The sequence below is a fragment of the Pelolinea submarina genome (genome assembly GCF_003966975.1).
Lineage (GTDB): Bacteria > Chloroflexota > Anaerolineae > Anaerolineales > Anaerolineaceae > Pelolinea > Pelolinea submarina.
On the sequence record NZ_AP018437.1, the window covers coordinates 3,060,403 to 3,080,403 of the forward strand.

Here is a 20,001-nt window from a genome sequence, read left to right on the forward strand (position 1 = left end):
TTTAAGCTGTCCCAAGTGCGGGAAAGCATAACATGGATTGCGCTTCCAACGCCAGGAATACCAAACTGCCCGGCTTTTGGGCATCCTTGAAAAAGAAAGTCAACTCCGTGCCGTCCGTCAATTGAAAATCCACCAGGTGGCCCATGCCCTGGAAGCGGCTGTCGGTGACCCGTGCTTTAAGGGCGCCTTCAACCTGCTCCGACAGACTGGCCGTGTCGGAGGGCAGCACCAGGGTCACTTTCTGCCCTATATTAAATTCGCGCGGCTGCGGGCCGCAGGCGATCAGGCCGTCGTCCGTGCGCACACGCAGCGGGTCAACCGATTCCACTGTCCCCTGCAAACGGTTCTTGTGCCCAAAGAAGGTTGCCAACCACAGCGAATCGGGGTGGTTGTAAACCTGGGAGGGGCTGCCGGATTGGATGATGCGGCCGTCGTGCAGCACAAACAGCCGGTCGCCAAAGGCAAAGGCTTCCTCCTGGTCATGCGTCACGTAGATAACGGGAATGTCCATCTGCTGCAGCACGGCGCGCAGATCCTCGCTGAGCTGCGCGCGCAGCGCGCGGTCCAACGCTCCCAGCGGTTCATCCAGCATCAACAAGCGCGGGTGCGGTACCAGGGCGCGCGCCAGGGCCACGCGCTGCTGCTCGCCGCCCGACAGGTCGGTGACACGCCGTTTGGCGAAAGCGCTCATGTTGACCAGCGCCAACGTTTCCGCCACGCGCCGGCGGATGTCATCGTCCGGCAAGCGCTGCATACGCAGCCCAAAGGCCACATTGTCACTGACATTCAGGTGGGGGAAGAGGGCGTAATCCTGGAACATCAAGCCGAAGTTGCGCAGGTGCGCCGGTTCGGCAGTGACATCCTGCCCATCCCACAGCACCTGTCCGCTTTCGGATTCTTCCAATCCGGCAATGATACGCAGCAGGGTGCTCTTGCCGCCGCCGGAAGGTCCCAACAGGCAGACGGTCTCATCCGCCCCCAGCGTGAAGGAAATGTCATCCAGCAGCAGCTGGTTTTCATAATATTTGCGAATTTTGAGGATCTCAAGCATCAGGTTGCGCCTTTCTTTGATTATCGCCCCAAACCGGAAGCTGCAAGCGGTCCACCACGAACATGCTCAGCGCGCACACCGCCAGCAGGACCACTGACATGGCCATGGCCTGGCCGTAGTTGAGTGCGCCGGGCAGGGTCAAGTAACGGTAGACCGCGATGGGCAGCGTGGGGATGTCCGGGCGGGTCAGGAAGGAAGTCGCGCCGAACTCGCCCAGCGAGATGGCGTAGGCGTACACGAATGCGGTCAGGGCCGAGCGCCAGATGATGGGCAATTCCACGCGGCGCCAGACCACGCGCTGCGAAGCGCCCAGCGTGCGCGCGGCCCATTTCAGGTTGGCCGGAATGGCATTGAGGGCCGGCTCGATCAGGTTGAGCACGAAGGGCAGCGCGATGAGCGCGTGCGCCAGCGGGATGAGCAGCGGATACCAGCGCAGCGCGCCGTAACCGGTGCCGTAAGCCAGGTACAGCCCCAGTCCGAAAGTAACCGCCGAAGTGCCCAGTGGCAGCAGCACCAGCCAATTGAGCAGGCGGCTGAGTGTACGGCTGCCGCGCGCGGCGTTGGCCAGCAGCATACCCAACCCCAGCGCCAGGGCGGAAGCCGTCAGTGCGTACAGCAGCGAGTTTCGCAGGGCAATAATGGGCGGGACGTAGAAAATGGATCGGCGGCTGTTGACGAACAACTGCCGGAAGTATTGCAAGGTTGGATGCCAACCGCTGTCATTCGAGGTGAAAAAAGCCTGCCCGACCAGCGCGACCAGCGGCAATACCAGAAGGAAAATAAGGACGAAAGCCATAATCAGGACGAATAATTTTTCGACCGCTTTTTTGGGTTTGCGCAGGTTCTCCTGGTTGCCGCGCGGCATGACCGGCACGCTCAGTGAACGTCCCGTGGCGATGATCAACGCGGTGATACCCATGCAGAAGACCAACTGGATGAGCGAAAGCAGCCCGGCCAGGGGCAGGTTGAGGAACTGCATGGTCTGGATGTAGATCTCCACTTCCAGCGTGCTGAACTGCGGGCCACCCATCATCAGGATGACGCCGAAGCTGGTGAAGTCGAACAGGAACACCAGTAAAAAGGCCGAGATCAGCGCCGGGCGCAGCAGGGGCAGGGTCACGCTGCGGAAGACGCGCGCCGGGGAGGCGCCCAGCGTACGCGCGGCGTTCTCCAGGCGCAGGTCCACGCCCTCCCAGGCGGTCGAGACCACGCGAATGACGATGGAAGTGTTATAGAAGACATGCGCCAGCAGAATGGCCGTCAAGCTGTTTTGGATGCTGATGGGCGCCTGCTCCAGGTGGAAGAGCGCCATCAAACCCAGATTGAGCCAGCCGTGCGGACCTATCAGGGCATTGAAGCCGGCCGCCACCACCACGGTAGGCAGGATGAAAGGCAGCGTGGAAGCCACCCGCAGGAAGCCTTTGCCGCGGAATTGAAAGCGGCTGAACAAAAAGGCCGCCGGCATGCCCAGCACCAGGGTCAGCAAAGTGGAAAGGGCGGCCTGGTAAAAGGTGAAACCGGCCGTGCGGCCCACCAGTCCCCAGTCCCAGCCGGTCAAACCGTTCTGGCGCCATTTTGAAAGCGCCAGAACGACTATTTTACCCATCGGGAAGAAGTAGAACGCCAGCAGAAAGCCCAGCGGCAGCAGCCACAGGGCCAGCTTGCCGGCGTTCCAACGTTTGGACGGCATTATTGCGCCATCAACTCCCGCCAGCCCGCGATCCAGGTTTCGCGGTTGACCTCGATTTCATCCATCGGCAGCGAAGCCGGGTGTTCGGGTACCTGGTTATACAGGGCGAACTCCTCAGGCAGCTGCGCATTCTGGTTGGCCGGGAATACGAACATGTTCAGGGGGATATCCTCCTGGAGGGTCGTACCGAGCATGAAATCCACGAACTTCTCGGCCAGGGCACGCTGTTGGGTGCCCTGCAGGATGCCCACGAACTCAATCTGGCGGAAGCACATGTTGTCGCCCACCAGCGAAGCCGTGGGAGCATCGGTCAGCGGCTCTTCGGCGTAGACCACTTCGACCGCCGGGCTGGTGCCGTAGGACACCACCATGGGTTGGCCGCCCTTGCCGGACGAACCGGAGAAGTTGGTGTAATAGGCGGTCTCCCAATCGTTGACCACCACCACGCCGTTGTCCTTCAGGCGCAGCCAATAATCCATATAACCATCCCCATATTGGGCGATGGTGGCAAACATGAAGGCCAGGCCGGTGGAAGAGACGGCCGGGTTTTCGACCACCAGCAAACCGTCATATTCGGGTTTGGTCAGGTCTTCCAGTGAAGTCGGCAGGGCCAGGTTGTGCTCGGCAAAGTAAGCCTTGTCGTAGTTGACGCACACGTCGCCGTAATCCACCGGCAGGGCGCGATTCTGGTCATCCAGCTTAAGCGCATCGGGGATCTGGTCCAACAGCGGCGAAGCGTAGCTCTCGAAAATTCCTTCGCTTAGGGCACGCGACAGGAAGGTGTTATCCACACCGTAGAGCACGTCCGCCACCGGCGCGTCCTTGGAAAGCACCGCGCGGTTGAGCGTGCTGCCCGCATCGCCGCTGAGCAGGAAGTTGACTTTGACGTTATTCTCTTGTTCAAATTGCGCAATGACGTCGTCGCTGACCTTGAACGAATCATGCGCCATGACGGTCAGAGCAGCCGGTTCTTTCTGGCAGGCGCTTAAAGCCAGTGCCAGAACCAACAAAACCAGATAAATCGTTTTCTTCATCAGTTACTCCTCGTAATTTGTGTAATTATTGATTGTTCCGGCGGAGATGCACGCACAACAGCTCTCCGCTCTCGATCTCAACCGCGGCCTGGGCGGACAGCATGACGTTGCTGATGCCGCGCGTTTCGCCGGGGCTGAGGGTTTCCGCGTTCAACGGATATTGCAGTGCATGGGTGCGCACCCCTTTCACAACCGAAGCCTGGGGAATGAGCGAGACGATGTCGCCGGTGTGGCCGTGGATGGTGAGGTTCGCGGTGATCAGCCGCACCTCGGTCAGGCCGTCATCCAGGCTGACATCCATCCCGGAAAGTTCCGGCAGGCGCAGCAGGGCGATATTGGCCAAAGTTTGGTCCAGGCGCCCGCCCAGGGCTGCCGCCAGGAGGATACTCTCCGTGCCGCGTTCACGTGCCGCGCGCAGCGCCAACTCCAGGTCGGTGAAGTCCTTCTCGGCAGGGAATTTGCGGATCTCCGTGGCGCCGCCCGCCAGCCATTCCACGTCTGGTTGGCTGACCGAGTCGAGATCGCCGATCAGGAGCTGCGGGCGCAGGTCCAAAGCGCGCAAGTGGCGCAAGCCGCCGTCGGCTGAGATGAGATAATCATCCGACCGCAGCAGCGCGCGCAGGCGCTCCGGCTGCTGCAACTCTCCATTGGCAAAGATCACTGCTCGCATAAAAAAAACTCCCTTACCATTGAAGGGAGTTTAAAGGCTATAAGATACTCCCTCCGCCGGTATTATCCGGTTCAGGTTCTACGGGTCGAGAATTTTGCATTCTCCTCTCAGCCTGGCATTTCAGGCTCCCCGGTTCGGTTGTTAACTACAGTTTAGGAGCTATTGGGCAATCTGTCAATAATAAAAATCTCAGAATACCTGCCAGTCATATCCTTTTAAAAATCTTCCTCAATAATGACATAGATTTTCTTGATCAGCCATTGAACGAATTCAAACGCCACCATAGCCAGGATGATCGGTCCAACAATCGCCCAGATCGAATTGATCGTACGATCCGAAAAGAAGATCGGAATAACACCAAAGATTGCGGTGACGCCTGACTCCTTGCTGCCGGTTCCGGAAAGACCGGCACAGCTCTTAAGAATGGAAATAATAGCCATGACGGAGGTCAGAATAGCAGGGATGACCAGCATCACAATGAAAGCTACTTTGATCGAAGTTTTAGTCTTCTTTTTTTTCTGTGTAGAAACCTCAATGCCTTTGGCTTCATTATTTTTAATAACCATTCCTTGGATCAAGCTATATAGGAAGTATGCCAATGGTATTTCGAGAACCAGGTCTATCAAAATAACCTGGATCATAGAATTCACATCCTCTCCTACCAGAAATGGGAGTATGGAACACTCGACCAGAACGAAGGCGCACAAAACGATCATAACGATCAATAGGGTTTTCAGGCGTTTGCTCATGGGTTGATTTCCTCCTCAGCTTGGTTTTGACAACAAACTCTTTGTAAAAAGATGTGCAAGATCGATCCATGCACATAATAAATTATACAATTTGTTTCTGTATTTATTACATTAGAGGGGTTTTTATTGGGGGTCTTTAACGGTCAGGGTAATCTGACAGGAGTCTGATCCTGCTTCACTGCCGGCATAGTTCAATTGGTAATTCTTTCGTGAATCGAGCCAGGTGCAAAATTCTTCCAGCAAACCGAAATGGTAGTAGATCGCGTAGGTCTGCTGCGCAGGTTGGACCTGCCAGGCATAGGTCAGCCCACCCTGCGCTGCCACTTCGGCGCTCAGGTCCAATTCACTACTGACACGCTGCGCCAGCACACCCAGAGAAGACAGGAAACGCTTATCCAAGGGTTTGAGGCGATTCTCAATAGTGCCCAGCTCGGAGATATCGCTGAAATAACGCCGTAGGAAAATGAGGGAAGCCCGCCCCATGCGGATCAACAATCCCATGGCAGTCTGCGGGTTATATTTGCGCGCCAGAACCACGCCCATATCCTCCAATGAGAAACGCGAGGCATCCGCCGAAATGAGGGTGGGAAAGCCCATCTCTTTCAGAGTTGTGAAGGCTTCCTTTTCACCCAATATTTCTACCGCTGCCTGGCAGATGGCGTCTACAAAATAATTCTCCATTATCGGCGTTTTCTTTCTTTTTATGTGCTCCAGTATAATAGCAGATTATGTCCAAATTGGATAAAAATGTCCAGCCCTGATCAGAATTTTAAGTAATGCCGGTTTAATCGCCACAATGACTCTGGCGGTCTGCCAAAAGAAATCATAACAGATTATTTCTTAAGCTATTATAAAGTCATGCCAACTTTAATTGAAAGCATCATCGATTACGAGCCCGACCAGCTGGATATGCTGGCCGAGCAGTGGGGCATCCAGCAGGAATTGGATCCCGCCAAGTCTGCCGCGCGCCAGATCGCCGCGCGCTTGCAGGACCGTGAGCTGTTCGATGAAGTGCTGCAAGCCCTGCCGGACAAGGCCTATCAAGCATTGCTGCGCCTGGCACGCTCCGGCGGGAGGCAGCCCTTGGACCAATTCCAGCGCGTTTTCGGCGAGCTGCGTGAGATGGGGGCAGCCCGGCGCGAGAAAGTGCGCCCCGACCGCAATCCGGGTTCCATTACCGAAAAGCTGTACTACAGCGGTTTCATCGCGCGCGCCTTCCTGCGCGAGGGCGGCCAGCCGCAGGAATTTATTTACCTCCCGGAGGAATTCCAACAGTTTATGAGCGCCGAAATTGAGCGGCTGGAATCGGATAATATTCCGGCACTGCCCAACTACACCCCTGCGCGTGTCTACACCGCCAGCGACATCATTTTGGAGCACGCCTGCACGCTATTGGCCGGCCTGCGCAAGGGCCTGGCACCTGAACAAATCGCGCTGGTTAACCCGCAGGTTCCGGTAGATTTCCTGCAGACGCTTTTATCCGAAGCCGGACTGCTAAACGGCGGCAAACCCGACCCGGAGCGCATTGGCGCTTTCCTGGAAGCGCCGCACGCGCGCTCCTTTTCCACGTTGAACCAGGTCTGGCAGCACAGTACGGCTGTCAACGAGACGAAATTACTGCAGCACCTGGCATTCGAGGGTACACTTAAAATCAACACCCTGCAATTGCGCCAGCGCCTGCTGGCCCTGTTCGCGCCCCTGCCCGCCGGGCAGTGGTTCGACCTGGACGAGTTCAGCGGCTGGATCAAACAGCGCCAGCCGGATTTTCTGCGCAGCGCGGGAGATTACGACAGTTGGATTATCCAGCACAAAGAGAAAGGTTTTTACCTCAAGGGCTTTGAACATTGGGATGAAGTCGAAGGCGAATTGCTGAAAGCGGCGTTGACTGGGCCTTTCTTCTGGCTGGGTCTGGTGGATTTGGGCACACGCAGCAAGAGTGGCAAAGCCCAGCTTTTCCGGCGCTCCGCCTGGACTGAGGCGCTGCTCGAAGGGCAAACACTCGAATACGCACCGGCAGAGGTCGATAGCTTCGCGCTCAACAAAGACGGGGGCCTGCTGGTGGAACGCGGATTTCCGCTCAGCCTGCGCTATCAGCTGGCGCGTTTTTGCGATTGGGGCTTGGAAAAGAAAGGCAAGTACAGCTACCGCATCAGCCCGCCCGCCCTGCAGGAAGCCCTGCGCCAGGGCTTGCAGGTTAACCAGCTGATTGTGTTGATCAACAAACACGCGCGTAAACCACTGCCGCCCAACATTCCGCAAGCGCTGGAACGCTGGAAGCAGCATGAACTGGAAGCGGTTTTCGAGCAGCCGGTGCTGCTGCGCGTGCGTTCAGCCGTCATTCTCGATCAATTATTGGCTACACGCAGCGGCAATACGCTGACGCGCCTGAACGATACCACCGCTGTGGTCAAAAGCGGCAGCGTGCAGGCTCTCAAAGAAGCCCTGCTGGATATGGGCATCCTGGCGGATGTACGCCTGGAAGTATAATGAATTTGTAAACCGAAACCTGAAATTACACACGAGGAAATCGCATGGCAAGATTAGACTGGATTCAGAAAGAACTGAAAAACCTGAAAGAAGCAGGTTTATACAATAACATCCGCACGCTCGGCTCCCCACAGGGCGCCTGGCTGGAGGTGGACGGGCGCAAAGTGCTTAATTTCTGCTCCAACAACTATTTGGGATTGGCCAACGATCCGCGCATGGTTGCGGCCGCGCAAGACGCGCTCAAACGCTACGGGGTTGGCCCCGGCGCAGTGCGCTCGATTGCCGGTACGATGGACATCCATACCGAACTGGAAAAACGCGTGGCCGCCTTCAAACAGGCCGAAGCCGCCATCACCTTCCAATCCGGATTCTGCGCCAACCTGGGCACCATCCAGGCTTTGGTAGGCAAGCGCGACGTGATCTTTTCGGACGAACTGAACCACGCCAGCATCATCGACGGCTGCCGCCTGTCGGGCGCCACCATCGTACGCTACGAACACTGCAACCCAGCCAGTCTGGAGCAGGTCATCAAGGAAAATGAAGGCACTTACGAAAAAGCCATGATCATCACCGACGGCGTGTTCAGCATGGACGGTGACATTGCCCCGTTGGATAAACTATACGAGATCGCTCAGGCGCACGACATCATCCTGATGGTGGACGACGCGCACGGCGAAGGTGTATTGGGCAAAAGCGGCCGCGGCATCGTGGATCACTTCAACCTGCACGGCAAGGTGGATATCGAAATCGGCACTTTCTCCAAAGCCTTCGGCGTAGTGGGCGGCGTGGTCTCCGGCAACGCGGTCATCATCGAATGGCTCAAACAGCGCGGGCGCCCCTTCCTGTTCTCGTCGGCCGTCACCCCGCCGGACGTAGCCGCCTGCATCGCGGCCATCGACATCCTAGAAAGCTCCACCGAGCTGGTGGATCGCCTGTGGGAGAACGGACGCTACTTCAAGGCCGGCTTGAAGGACATGGGCTTTGACATCGGCTTCAGCGAGACGCCCATCACACCGGTCATGTTGGGTGAAGCGCCGCTGGCGCAGCAGTTCAGCCGTGAGCTGTTCGAGAACGGCATCTTCGGTACCTCCATCGGCTACCCGACCGTGCCCAAGGGCAAGGCGCGCATCCGCGTGATGATCTCGGCCGCTCACTCGCGCGACGACCTGGACGATGGCCTGGACGCCTTCGAGAAGGTCGGCAAGAAGCTGGGTGTAATTTAATAGTTTTTGCCACAGATACACACAGATAACAGCAGAAGATCTTTTTATATTGGATTCACACGGATAAAAACTGAACTCCAATTATTTAGTAAAACAGCCAGTCTATTAGACCGGCTGTTTTTTATTAACTATCTTTACCTGTCATTCCGAGCGAACGAAGTGAGAGAGGAATCTCGGCCGGATTTCTGAATCCCCCTCACCTCTGGTCCTCTCCCCCGAGGGAATGCTGCGCAATCCCTCAAGGGAGAGGAAGAATACGTGGGTCGCCTTCCCGAATTTGTCATTGCGAGCTCTGATTTGTTCCATACATTCAGGCACACCAAAGGGTGCAGGGAAATACCCGACCCACCCTGTTTTTGTAGGTCACACATTCCTGTGTGACACAAAGACGTGCCTTTTTTATTACCCCTTCGCTCAAGCGATTTTTTAACCACAGATTACAGCAGACAATCCCCCTCACCTCTGGTCCTCTCCCCCGAGGGAATGCTGCGCAATCCCTCAAGGGAGAGGAAGAATACGTGGGTCGCCTTCCCGAATTTGTCATTGCGAGCTCTGATTTGTTCCATACATTCAGGCACACCAAAGGGTGCAGGGAAATACCCGACCCACCCTGTTTTTGTAGGTCACACATTCCTGTGTGACACAAAGACGTGCCTTTTTTATTACCCCTTCGCTCAAGCGATTTTTTAACCACATATAACGGCAGATAATCCCCCTCACCTCTGGTCCTCTCCCCCGAGGGAATGCTGCGCAATCCCTCAAGGGAGAGGATGAAAACGTGGGACACCTTCCCAAATTTGTCATTGCGAGCTCACCGCAGGTGAGCGAAGCAATCTCAGTATCTGGCTGGAGATGTTACTTAATCAAATTGGATAGCCATAAAAAGAAATTAGCATATCTGGTAATCGGGCCGGGATCCTCTTCCCCGAGGGAATGCTCCGCGAACGCGGACTTCCTCCGCTCAGGATGACAATAAGGGTTAAAACAAAAACTCCGCCGGGTGGCGGAGTTTTATATTAGTCTTTGAATTCGGCGTCGATCACATCCTCGTCCGGCGCGGCGGGGGGTTGGACAGGTTGGCCGCGCAGCTCCGCCAGGTGCTCTGCCACGATGTCCTTGGGGCACATCTCAATGAACACATCCATGCCCAGGTACATCAAAATGGCATCGTCGATAGGCCCGATCAACAGGTCCATGGGCACGATGAAATACACCAAACAGGAAATGGGAATCAACTTCAACCAGAAGCTGACACGATAATCTTTTACCAAACGGAAGGTCAACTTGACCTTCTCTACAATATCAGCAAAGAAATACTTGTTCATAAGGCAATAGTTTAGCACAAATTAAATACAATTTCGGGCTATTCCGGCGGGTAGACCTTCTCCGGTTCATGGCGGCGTTTGGGGCGCTCAATCAGCTCGATGGTCACGCCCAGGGTCTCTTGCGTGTCCAGATAGGCGTAATGCCCGTCGCCGTCCAGCCCAAAGCCGGAACCATCCTGGATCATCTCCAGTCCGGCCGCGCGCGCCTGCTCCAATGCCGCCTGCATGTCCTCGACCAGCACGCCCAGGTGCTGCAGGCCGTAACCGTGCTCGGCGATGAAATCCTCGTAAATGGACTCCCCTTCCAGCGGCTGGATCAGCTCGATGCGCATATCGCCAAAGTAAGACAGTGCCACGCGGAAACTGTGCTCACTGGGTTGGCCGTGGTAGCTCATCTCTTTCACCAATGGCTTGCCGTAGGTGTAAAAAGTCCATCCATCGATGCCAAATAGTTTATGGTACTGTTCAACGGTCTCTTCCAGGTTTTTCACAACCATGGCAATTTGAGCAATTCCATTGTTTAAAAAGGGTAAAGGCAGCGGGGAATTCGAGGCCATACGAGCATCCTTTCCCAGGATTCAGTCTGGACGACTAATCCTGCTTGAACATGCGCTTTCGGCGCCAGCGGATGAAAGGCGCGGCCAGCTTGCGGATGTAGTACTTCAACACGATGGGTGCCAGAAACGAGCCGCCCTCGCGGTAATGCACACGCAGCATCTCCGGCCAGCAGCGGTCATCCGCCGCAATGGTCTTTGCGTCGGCGTGCAGGCGGAAATTGGCCCACACGCGCCCCTCCAAATAGCGCAATTCAGAGACGGCCGCCAGGCGCGTCCACAGGTCGTAGTCCATGGCAAAGAAGAAACTGTCATCCAGCGGGCCAACCTGATCCCACAGGGATTTACGGAAGAAGGAGGCCTGCTGGGGAATGTGCACGTAACCCTTACGCAGCTTTTTCAAATCGGTTTGCGCAGCCGGGAAATTGCCAATCACGCGGCTTTTTTCATCAATGTAATGGGCATCGCCGTACACCAGCCCCACCTCGGGGTGCTCGCTCAGGAACGCCACCGCTTCAGCTACAGCCTGCGGTTCGAGCGTATCATCCGAATTCAACCAGGCAATGATCTCACCTGTAGCGCGCGCAAAGCCCTTGTTGATGGCGTCCGTCTGGCCTTTATCCTTAACGGATTCCCAATAGGCCAACTTATCGGCGTACTTCTTGATCACATCCAGGCTGTTGTCGGTTGAACCGCCGTCGATCAGGATGTACTCAATGTTGGGATAGGTCTGCCCCAACACGGATTGGATGGTTTCTTCCAGATAACCGGCCTGGTTGTATGAAGGGGTGATGATGGACACCAACGGCGCCCGCGGATCGTTCACTTTCACTTTTCCACCACGTGCAGGTCGTAAATAATCACTTCATCGGTGTCTTCGATCAGCGAGAAATTCGCGTCCAAAGCCTGCTTCAATTCCGGCTGGCGGGCTAGCTCGTCCATCTGGGTGATGACGAAGTAATCCTTGCCTTTGACTGCTTCCTGGAAGGCCGCGTTCAGATCCACCTCGTTGCCGGCCAGCTCGCGCAGGTTGATGTCGGCCGTGTCCATCCAGGGGCTCACGTCCACCCAGCCCCAATAGGCCAGGCGGTAGCCGTAGTCGGTCAACAGTCCTTCCACATGGCTGGCGTGCCCTAACTGGTCGCCTAACTTCTCCCAGAAGCGAGTCTCATTGTGATAATCCGTTTTCTTGAGCGTCACGCGCGCATCCCAGGCTTTCAACATCATAAAGGAAGCCAATACCAGCGCAATGACCGCCAGCGAGAAGCGGCGGTTGCCCTTCGGCAGGTTGTCCACCAGCGTCTGGAAGACTGCCCCCAGCCCCAGGGCGGTGATGGCCAGCAGGGGCATCTGGTAATAATCGTGTGTGGAGATATGATAGGAAAAGGTAAAGCCGTAAATGAAGTAACCGGCCAGCAGGCCGATCAACAGGCCTTTCCAGCGTTTGGGCGCAAAGACCAGCAGTCCGATCACGCCGGTCAGGAACACTTCCAGGCCGACCACGCTTTTGATCTCGCCGATCCACTGCAAATAGAAAACCGGATCGATCCATAAATTGGGGAAGAAGCGCAGGCTGAACTGCTCGCCCAGCAACTTGATGATGTACACGCCGAAGATGTGATAGGCAATATACGGGCTGACGGCCAGCACAAACAACAGCCAAACCTGCTTGTTCTTCAGCAAGTCCTTGAATTTAAAATTGGTCAACAGCAAGCCGGCCAATGCCGGGGCGATAAAGAAGACCGCCACGGATTTGACGTAAATGGCCAGCCCGCACAGCAGTCCCGCGCGCACCACGTTCCACCAGGTGGGTTGTTTGAGCCAGCGCACGGCCGCCCACCAGCCAATGATGATGGCTGCCACCATCAGCGATTCAGGTTGGAAGGCACGGCTGGACATGACCGCGTAGGGCCATAAGAGGAAATAGACGACCGCCAGCACGGAACCGGCCAGGCCGAACAACTCGTTCGCCAACAAGCATAAGAAAATCCCGCCCAGGGTCCAAAACAGGATGGCCCATACGCGCGCCACCCACAACTGTTCGGAACCCAACAGCTGGTAACCCCAGGCTGTCAGGCGTTCCATGATTTGTGGTTCAATAAGCCCTTCGGTCTTCCACTGCTTGAGAGCCATGTCTTTCTGCCAGGTGGGAGCGTCCTCCAGCGTCTGGTAATACATGCCGCGCGCGATCAGGGCGGAGTGCAATTGGCGGGTGGGGTGAAAATCCAGCGGGGCGTCCGTCAGGTCGTAAAAACGCACGGCCGTTCCCAAAATGAAAGCCAGGGCGATTAGCGCCAGCCACAGCCAGCGGACGTTATTCTTCTTTTCTTTGGGCATAATTAAATAATCTCGTATATTCCTGAAGTTCCAGGCTGCGCACTTTTTGCGAGCGGCTTTGAAGATAGCGGTCGCGCAGCTTATCCAGCGGCAGCACCAGACTGCCCAGGGCAAACAGCATGCGGCGTCTCTCGCGCCAGGCTGTGGCTGGATGATACCACAGAGACTTGAGATAGTGAACGAAGGCGCGGCCCTGCCGGCCGCCGTCCTGCAGGTAGCGCGCGCTCAACAGATAAGCGCCTGCACGGATGCTGCGTTCGTCATCAGCGAAAAGCGCTGCCAATTCAGGATTCGTCTGCATCCAGTCCACAATAGCGAAGGCTTCACGCCCAAACTCGGCCGCCATAGCCACGTTCTTGGCCTCTGCGTGGAAGCGCGCCGCGGCGAAAAAGTCGTCAACGTGCCGGATGGGCGCCTGGGCCGCCATGCGCAGCCACAATTGGTGGTCCAGCAGATAGTGATAATCCAGGTCCAGATAACCGGCCCGCTCCAGCACGGAACGGCGCATGAACACGCCCGGCTGGCCGATGATGTGGAAGGACATCAGGTCCAGCAAATTCCAATCGCCGTAGCGCATGGTGTTGAATACTTCATTATTCGCATCGATGGAGAACACGTCGGAAAAGACCATGCCCAGTTGCGGGTTGGTCAGCAGGACGGCCACCGCTTTGCTGACCGCGCCCTGCGCGTACAGGTCATCCGAGTTGAGCCAGGCCACGAACTCGCCTTTGGCGCGCCGCAGGCCCTTGTTGATGGCCTCGGCCTGGCCGCGGTCCTTTTCGGACACCCACCAGCTCAGGCGCGGTGCGTAGCGCTGGATGATCTCCAGACTGCCGTCCGTCGAAGCGCCGTCCACCACCAGGTACTCGATATTGGGGTAATTCTGCTCCAGTACGGAGCGCAGGGTGGCTTCCAGGTATGCGGCCTGGTTATACGAAGGGGTGATGATCGAGACGAGCGGATAATCTGTCATCAATCAAACAGGGTGTTATAGTCCACCTTGGGGAAGATGGTCAGCTTGCCGCCCACGGTGGCGTCCAGCACGCGTCGTCCATCGGCTTCGTAAGCCTGGCGTGCCATGGCATAGCCCACCTCGGAGGTATCCAGGTCGGGCAGCTGCCAGCGGAAACCCTTGCCGAAATAAGCCGGGTTGAAATGGTTGGGATCATCGCCCTCGGAAACAATAGTCGTGTTGGGCTTGCCCTTGGTGGCGAAGCTGTGGTCCACGCCGATCAGGATGACCTCGCTGAAACCCAGGTAATAAGCCACTTGCAGGGCCACATACGTGACCGTGGCGCCTTCCCACAGGCGCTTGGTGATGTCGGTGGCAAATTTAGGGCCGGTGTAGGACGTGTGCAGGAAGAACATATTCTCGTCCGGCTGCAGCCACTGGTGCGCGTGCCAGGCGATGAACTTGGGGATATTCAACTTTTGGATGTCCGCGGCGCACTGCTCAATCACCAGGTCGTTGATGGACACGAAGAAAGAGGTCTCGAAGCCCAGTTCCGGGAACATCAGGTAGATGCGGTTCATGCCGAAGGTATATTCGCCGCGCAGTTTGCGCATGTCGGTGTTCTTCAGGCTGGGGCCGTTGCCAATGATGAAGCAGCGCTTGCCCTGGTAAGCATTATGCAGCGGGCGCAGGCGCGCGTTGACTTCCCGCCGCCAGGGATGCGTGGAAGCCTCAAAGTCATCCGGCAGGCGCTGAATGCTATCGCAGCCGTTCTTCAGGACGGACAACAGCGGGTCGGGCAGGCTATTCTTGAGTGTTTCTTTAAATGACATTTCTTATTCCGTACTCAGCTTGGCGGTCGCGCCGCCGTCCACTACCAAAGCCTGGCCGGTCATGAAGGAGGACTGCTCGTTGTCCGCCAGGAAGTAGATGGTCTGGGCAATCTCGCGCGGGGTGGCGATGCGCCCGTTGACGGTCTTGTTGGCCAGGTTATCCAGGCGCTGCTGCACGGAGGGGCCGTCGAAATGCCCGCGGCTCATGCTGGCGCGCAGCATGGGCGTGTCCACCGCGCCGGGCAGCACCGCGTTGACGCGGATGTTGTCCTGGGCGAATTCGATCGCCACGGCGCGCGTGAAAGCCAGCAGCCCGCCCTTGCTGGCCGCATAAGCGGAAATGTTGGGCGAGGTGGCGATGGCGTGCACCGAGCTCATGTTGACGATGGCGCCGCCGCCCGCAGCCTTCAGCAGCGGATAGGCCAACTTGCAGCCCAGAAAGGCCGAACGCAGGTTGGAAGCGATGGTGGTGTCCCAATCCTCCACGGTGGTTTCCAGCACGGGTTTGCCGATCTGCACCCCGGCATTATTGACCACCGCGTCCAGCACCGGGCTGAACTCGGCTGTGTGCCGGTAGATTTCTTCGATATCCTGCGGTTTGGAGATATCCGCCTGGAAAAAGAGCCCGTCTTCAGGAAAACCTTCGCCAAACTCGGCGCGGTCCACACCCACCACACGCCAACCGTGTTCGTGGAAAATCTGCACGACCGCGCGCCCAATGCCGCCGGCCGCGCCGGTGATCAACATAACCTTTTTTCGATCTGCCATTATCTCACCTGCTGTATTTTTGTCTGATTTCTTCAAAATCGGGATGGGGAATTTCCAGCCCATCCAATAAGTTCAAAATAGTGTTCCAATGCACGTGCTCCCAGGCTGTGGGGGACGAATTGGAATTGTGCGGCGCCAGCATGACGTTGTCCATGCCGCGCAGCGGGGAATCTTCCGGCAGGGGTTCGTGTTCGAACACGTCCAGCGCGGCTCCGCCCAAGCGGCCGCTCTGCAGCGCCTGCACCAGCGCGGGTTCTTCCACCAGCGGGCCGCGCGCGGTATTGATCAAAATCGCGCCGGGTTTAACCAGCGCCAGGGTGTCGCTGTTGATGATGTGGAAGCTGGTCGGGTTGAGGTCGCAGTTCACGCTGATGAAGTCGGCGCGCTTCATTAATTCCTCCAAACTGACCATTTCCACCTGATGGGTGGTGGTCACTTCGCGCGGGATACTGACGATGTCGTTGCCCAGCAAGGTCATGCCGAAAGCGCGTCCCTTGCGCAGCACTTCACGGCCGATGTTGCCCACGCCGATCACGCCCAGCACGCATTCGCTCAGCGCGCGCCCGGGCAATTTCTCCCAGCGGCCGGATTTGACCTCACGGTCCATCCAGGGCTGGCGGCGCGCGAATGCCAGCATGTAGGCCATGACGCTGTCGGAGACCGGCACGGTAAAAGCGTTGGTGGTGCGGCAGACTTTAACGCCTGATTCGGCGGCCGCTTGCTGGTTGATGGAATCGATGCCGGTGCCCCACTTGGAGATGACCTTTAAGCGCGGAGCGCATTGCTGAATGACCTCGGGCGTGTAGCGGTCGTCGCCGCACACCGTACCGTCAAATTGGCCGGCGTATCGCAGAATTTCGGGCGCCTCCAGGCGTTCGTTAACCTCCGGGATGATCAGCTCGCAGTCGTAATGCGCAAAAACGGGCCGAAAATGCTCCACGAAGGGCAGCATGTAAGGTGCGGAAAGCAAAATTTTATAAGTTGGCATATTCACCTGATAAACCATAGTGATGCTGGGATTATACCAGTCGAGGCCGCTTCAAGGCTTCGTCAAGATCGCAAGCGGTTCTTCATCAAGAGGTCCGCGATAAGGAAATCGCTCTCCTCGTCGATGTCCAGGGCTTCCTCCACAGGCGTCTCGAACATGAGCGGCTTGCGCCCGATGCGGTTATGGCGCGCGCGCAGGTTGTCGGCGGTGAAGATGTAGATGCAGGAATTCTCCTCGTAAACCGGGGGCAGGTCCTGGGTTTGCAGCAGCACTTCCGGATCGTGGTTGATGGGCTGGGTAAAGCGATCCCACAGGCGTGTTTGCAGGCGCGTCACGGAGAAAAGCGAGTCGTATGCGTCTTTTTTATCCAAAAATTCGTGGATGGCCTTGGAAACTGTGCTTGATTTCAACAAGGGGTTGGTACTGTGGGTTTGCAGGTACAGGTCGGCCGGCACGTGCTCGGTATCATATAGCAGGATGTCGTTCATGGGGATATCGTCCGCGCACAGTTCCGGCGGGCGTACCAGCACGGTCACCTGCGGGTAATGCGCCGCCAGGTCCTCCTGGATGGGCTGGCTGTCGGTGTTTACCACGATCCGGTCGATCTCCGGACAAGCCGCAAGAGTTTCGATGATGTAGTGGAACAGGGGTTTCCCGGCCAGGTCGCGGAAGTTCTTGTTGCGCACGCGCTGTGAATGGTGGCGCATGGGCACCAGCGCGGCAATTTTCAAATCGTTCAAACTAGCCTCCAGCAGAATATTTAATTGAAAAGCTTACAGCTTTATTTTAATCGTAAGTGATGGGTTTGACATCCCGTTTGGCGTTTTTAGTCTTATCCCCATTTTCGCGCGGGTAATAGAAGGACTGCTTGAGCTGCCAGGTGAGCGGGCCGGAGCGCTGGTAGCCCACGTAAGTGCCGTGGAATTGCATCCAGCGGAAGCGCAGAATGCTGCCGAATTGGCGGAAAAAGACGTGCTGGCGGGCCGCTTGCCCCAAGTCGTTGAAGGCATTTTTGAGGAACAAGCGCAGCAGGTCGCCCAGGCTGAAGGTGGCGTGCGGGTAGATCTGCTTGAAGGCCATGCCCTCGCGCGTGTAGCGCTTGTGGATGCCTTGCCAGGATTCGCTGTGCACGTGGATAATCTCAGCCTCGGCGCTGTAAGCGATGCGGTAGCCCTGGTCGAAAGCCCATTGGGCCCATTCCAGGTCTTCCAGGCCGGGCAGGCTTTCGTCGTAAGCGTGTTCGTTCCACAAAGCCTTGCGGATGGCGGCGTTGGCATTGTTGCAGAAGGGATGGTCCTGGATCTTCTGCGATTCATCCGGGTACCAGTGCGTGAAGATCTGCTGCTCGGAGAACTGTGAGGTCGAAACGCCGCGCTGTTTGCCGTACACCAGCGCGATACGCTGGTCGGCGAAGGGCTCCAGCATGCGCTCGATCCAGTCCGGGTAGACCGGATAGACGTGCGCGCTGGCGATCAACAGCAGGTCGGCCTTGGCCGCGCGCACGCCGACGTTGAGCGAACGCCCGAAGGTGAACTCCTGCGGGGAGATGTGCACTACATCCGCGCCGCCGGCTTCAGCGATCGCGACTGTACGGTCGGTGGAACCCGAATCCACCAAAATGATCTGCACGTCCTTGACCGTCTGCTGGCGGATGCCGTCCAGCAAGCGGCCGATGTGCTGCTCTTCGTTAAACGCGCGGATGATGATGGAACATACCGGTTTCATAAGTCCAGGATAAAAGGCTTCCCTTTCAAGATGCCGTCCAATACCACCTGCAGGGTGGCGGAGTTTTGTGGGTCGAGTGCCTCGGCCTTGAAGTCCTTCAGGCGCACGTAACCCTTCCACACGCCGTCCTCTTCCAGGAAGTCGCCGAAGGGCAGCGAAGCGCGGAACAACTGGCTGTAGAGCACGCGCCGTCCGTTGCGCTGAAATTCATCAGGCTGTTCAACCGTCTCGGCCGCCAGGAACGCGCGCAATTGCTTGTGGTATTCCTGTTCGCTTTGCGGGAAGAACACTGTGGGGATCTGGGTATAGCGCGCTTTGCCGGCGCATAATACAGGTTTGCCTAACACGGAAGACTCCAAGCCGACGGTGGAGTTGTAGACCATCACGAATTTGGCATGCGCGATCAGTTCGTAAGAACTGATGAACTGGCGCGGGCCGATGAAGAGCACGTTGGGCAAGGCTTCCACATTGCGTGACTTGACCCAATCGGAAACCGTCTCGCGGCTTTCCTTGCCGGGGCGTTCCTCGTCCGGGTGGGCGCGCAGCACGAAGAAAACCTCCGGATGGGCTTTGATCTCCTCCAGCACCAGGTCCAGCCAGGCGAACATGTGCTCAAAGACCACGTTGGCGTGTCCTTGAGAGGTGTCAAATACCACGTTGGTAAAGACCGGCACGACCGCCTTGAATTGCCCCGCGCGTCCCCAAAAATCATCGTCCAGTTCGCGCATCTCCGGCCAGAATTGCACGCCGGCAGTGACGAACTTGCCCTGCGTGCGCTGGTTGAGGTAGGCGTCCAGGCGCGCGTTCTGTTCGTCGTTCAACTGGAAAGCTTCATCCACTCTGACCGGGTAAGCCGTGGCTTCCTCGGCAGTGAAGAAGGCCGAGAGCGGCAGCATACCAACCTCGTGCGAATAAACGGGCAGTCCGCGGCGCTGGGCCACCCAGCGCGCGGTGCCTTCAGGATAGAACATACCGTTGAAGACCACTACGGCCAGGGGGTTGTTCTTCTCGATCAGCGCCTCGAACTCACGCGCCACGTAATAGGCCGAGAGCATGAACTCGCGCGCCAGGTAGCGGGTGGGTTCATCGTCCTTGAGATGATGAATGCGCAGCACCCAGCGCAGGGAGGGCAGCACCAGCTTGCCCAGCGGGATATCCTGCCAGGTCACCTGCAGCAATTCTTCCAACAATAAGTTATCCAGATGCGCGGCGAGTGCCTGGTCGCGCTGGAAGGTAAAGGGCTGCACTTGCGCCCCTTCGAAGATCAGGTTTGAAGTGCGCGTGCATTCGGCGCAGGGCGGCGGGGTGTGCGGATGGTCCTTATCCGTGCCCAGCACGCAGTGCGACAGGCCGCATTGGCTGACGAAATGGATAACGGGAATGCCGGCACGGCGCAGCGCCAGGCTGCTGACCAGCGAGAAACCGGCGTTTTGGCTCAAGCCGGACAGGCGCGTGGAGGCGTTGAAGAAGATCACCGGCTGTCCGCCGGCGGATGCGGATGCAGACGCGGCCGAATCGATCTCGGCCGTGAGTTCACGTACCCTGCGGTAATTGCGCCGCAGGGCCAGCTCCCGTTTAACGCGCGTTTGCGCCCGTTGGATCAAATTCATAGCAG

At 57.3% G+C, this 20,001-nt stretch carries 19 protein-coding genes and 1 riboswitch; of the genes, 2 read left to right on the top strand and 17 right to left on the bottom strand.

The window, feature by feature from the left end; genetic code table 11:
- Window position 1: 1 nt before the first annotated feature.
- The 6 genes from Pelsub_RS13595 to Pelsub_RS13620 form a co-directional block, all read right to left on the bottom strand.
- Window positions 2-1,051: an ABC transporter ATP-binding protein gene (locus Pelsub_RS13595; protein ID WP_116225580.1), complete on the bottom strand. Its 1,050-nt coding sequence runs from the start codon at window positions 1,049-1,051 to the stop codon at window positions 2-4.
- Window positions 1,044-2,741, bottom strand: a complete 1,698-nt coding sequence (locus Pelsub_RS13600; RefSeq protein WP_116225581.1) for an ABC transporter permease — start codon at window positions 2,739-2,741, stop codon at window positions 1,044-1,046. The genes Pelsub_RS13595 and Pelsub_RS13600 overlap by 8 nt, the downstream gene beginning before the upstream one ends.
- A complete protein-coding gene (locus Pelsub_RS13605; protein ID WP_116225582.1) occupies window positions 2,741-3,775 on the bottom strand; it encodes a thiamine ABC transporter substrate-binding protein in 1,035 nt (344 codons plus the stop codon). The genes Pelsub_RS13600 and Pelsub_RS13605 overlap by 1 nt, the downstream gene beginning before the upstream one ends.
- A 25-nt stretch (window positions 3,776-3,800) precedes the next feature.
- Window positions 3,801-4,445 (bottom strand): thiamine diphosphokinase, encoded by a 645-nt coding sequence (locus Pelsub_RS13610; RefSeq protein WP_116225583.1) that lies wholly within the window; start codon window positions 4,443-4,445, stop codon window positions 3,801-3,803.
- A gap of 31 nt (window positions 4,446-4,476) precedes the next feature.
- Window positions 4,477-4,587: riboswitch (TPP riboswitch) on the bottom strand.
- Window positions 4,588-4,660: 73 nt separating this feature from the next.
- Window positions 4,661-5,194, bottom strand: coding sequence for a hypothetical protein (locus Pelsub_RS13615; protein WP_116225584.1), 534 nt, complete (start codon window positions 5,192-5,194; stop codon window positions 4,661-4,663).
- 123 nt (window positions 5,195-5,317) lie between these two features.
- Window positions 5,318-5,875, bottom strand: a complete 558-nt coding sequence (locus tag Pelsub_RS13620; protein WP_116225585.1) for a hypothetical protein — start codon at window positions 5,873-5,875, stop codon at window positions 5,318-5,320.
- Window positions 5,876-6,052: 177 nt separating this feature from the next.
- Between Pelsub_RS13620 and Pelsub_RS13625 the strand changes: the two genes are divergently transcribed.
- Together Pelsub_RS13625 and Pelsub_RS13630 are read left to right on the top strand one after the other, a co-directional pair.
- Window positions 6,053-7,681: a hypothetical protein gene (locus tag Pelsub_RS13625; protein ID WP_116225586.1), complete on the top strand. Its 1,629-nt coding sequence runs from the start codon at window positions 6,053-6,055 to the stop codon at window positions 7,679-7,681.
- A gap of 44 nt (window positions 7,682-7,725) precedes the next feature.
- The gene (locus Pelsub_RS13630; protein WP_116225587.1) at window positions 7,726-8,904 is read left to right on the top strand and encodes a glycine C-acetyltransferase; all 1,179 of its coding nucleotides are present in this window, start codon (window positions 7,726-7,728) and stop codon (window positions 8,902-8,904) included.
- 1,016 nt (window positions 8,905-9,920) lie between these two features.
- On the opposite strand, the gene Pelsub_RS13635 is transcribed toward Pelsub_RS13630, so the two are convergent.
- From Pelsub_RS13635 to Pelsub_RS13685, 11 genes are all read right to left on the bottom strand, one after another.
- Entirely contained in the window at window positions 9,921-10,229 is a 309-nt protein-coding gene (locus Pelsub_RS13635) for a YkvA family protein (RefSeq protein WP_116225588.1), read from the bottom strand.
- A 38-nt stretch (window positions 10,230-10,267) separates the two neighbouring features.
- Window positions 10,268-10,786: a VOC family protein gene (locus Pelsub_RS13640; RefSeq protein WP_116225589.1), complete on the bottom strand. Its 519-nt coding sequence runs from the start codon at window positions 10,784-10,786 to the stop codon at window positions 10,268-10,270.
- A gap of 34 nt (window positions 10,787-10,820) precedes the next feature.
- The gene (locus Pelsub_RS13645) at window positions 10,821-11,615 is read right to left on the bottom strand and encodes a glycosyltransferase family 2 protein (protein WP_116225590.1); all 795 of its coding nucleotides are present in this window, start codon (window positions 11,613-11,615) and stop codon (window positions 10,821-10,823) included.
- Window positions 11,612-13,120, bottom strand: a complete 1,509-nt coding sequence (locus Pelsub_RS13650) for an ArnT family glycosyltransferase (RefSeq protein ID WP_116225591.1) — start codon at window positions 13,118-13,120, stop codon at window positions 11,612-11,614. The genes Pelsub_RS13645 and Pelsub_RS13650 overlap by 4 nt, the downstream gene beginning before the upstream one ends.
- Complete coding sequence (locus Pelsub_RS13655; protein ID WP_116225592.1) at window positions 13,098-14,093, bottom strand: glycosyltransferase family 2 protein; 996 nt, start codon at window positions 14,091-14,093, stop codon at window positions 13,098-13,100. The genes Pelsub_RS13650 and Pelsub_RS13655 overlap by 23 nt, the downstream gene beginning before the upstream one ends.
- Entirely contained in the window at window positions 14,093-14,905 is an 813-nt protein-coding gene (locus Pelsub_RS13660) for a 6-hydroxymethylpterin diphosphokinase MptE-like protein (protein ID WP_116225593.1), read from the bottom strand. Before Pelsub_RS13660 ends, Pelsub_RS13655 begins: the two co-directional genes overlap by 1 nt.
- Window positions 14,906-14,908: 3 nt before the next feature.
- Window positions 14,909-15,673, bottom strand: a complete 765-nt coding sequence (locus Pelsub_RS13665) for an SDR family NAD(P)-dependent oxidoreductase (protein WP_116225594.1) — start codon at window positions 15,671-15,673, stop codon at window positions 14,909-14,911.
- A gap of 4 nt (window positions 15,674-15,677) precedes the next feature.
- Entirely contained in the window at window positions 15,678-16,661 is a 984-nt protein-coding gene (locus Pelsub_RS13670; protein WP_158675122.1) for a phosphoglycerate dehydrogenase, read from the bottom strand.
- A 62-nt stretch (window positions 16,662-16,723) separates the two neighbouring features.
- A complete protein-coding gene (locus tag Pelsub_RS13675) occupies window positions 16,724-17,401 on the bottom strand; it encodes an acylneuraminate cytidylyltransferase family protein (protein WP_232528599.1) in 678 nt (225 codons plus the stop codon).
- A gap of 46 nt (window positions 17,402-17,447) precedes the next feature.
- Window positions 17,448-18,386, bottom strand: a complete 939-nt coding sequence (locus Pelsub_RS13680; protein WP_116225597.1) for a glycosyltransferase family 2 protein — start codon at window positions 18,384-18,386, stop codon at window positions 17,448-17,450.
- Window positions 18,383-19,996 carry a capsular polysaccharide export protein, LipB/KpsS family gene (locus Pelsub_RS13685; protein ID WP_116225598.1) on the bottom strand — a complete coding sequence of 538 codons (1,614 nt, stop codon included), beginning with the start codon at window positions 19,994-19,996 and terminating at the stop codon, window positions 18,383-18,385. Before Pelsub_RS13685 ends, Pelsub_RS13680 begins: the two co-directional genes overlap by 4 nt.
- Window positions 19,997-20,001: the final 5 nt, after the last annotated feature.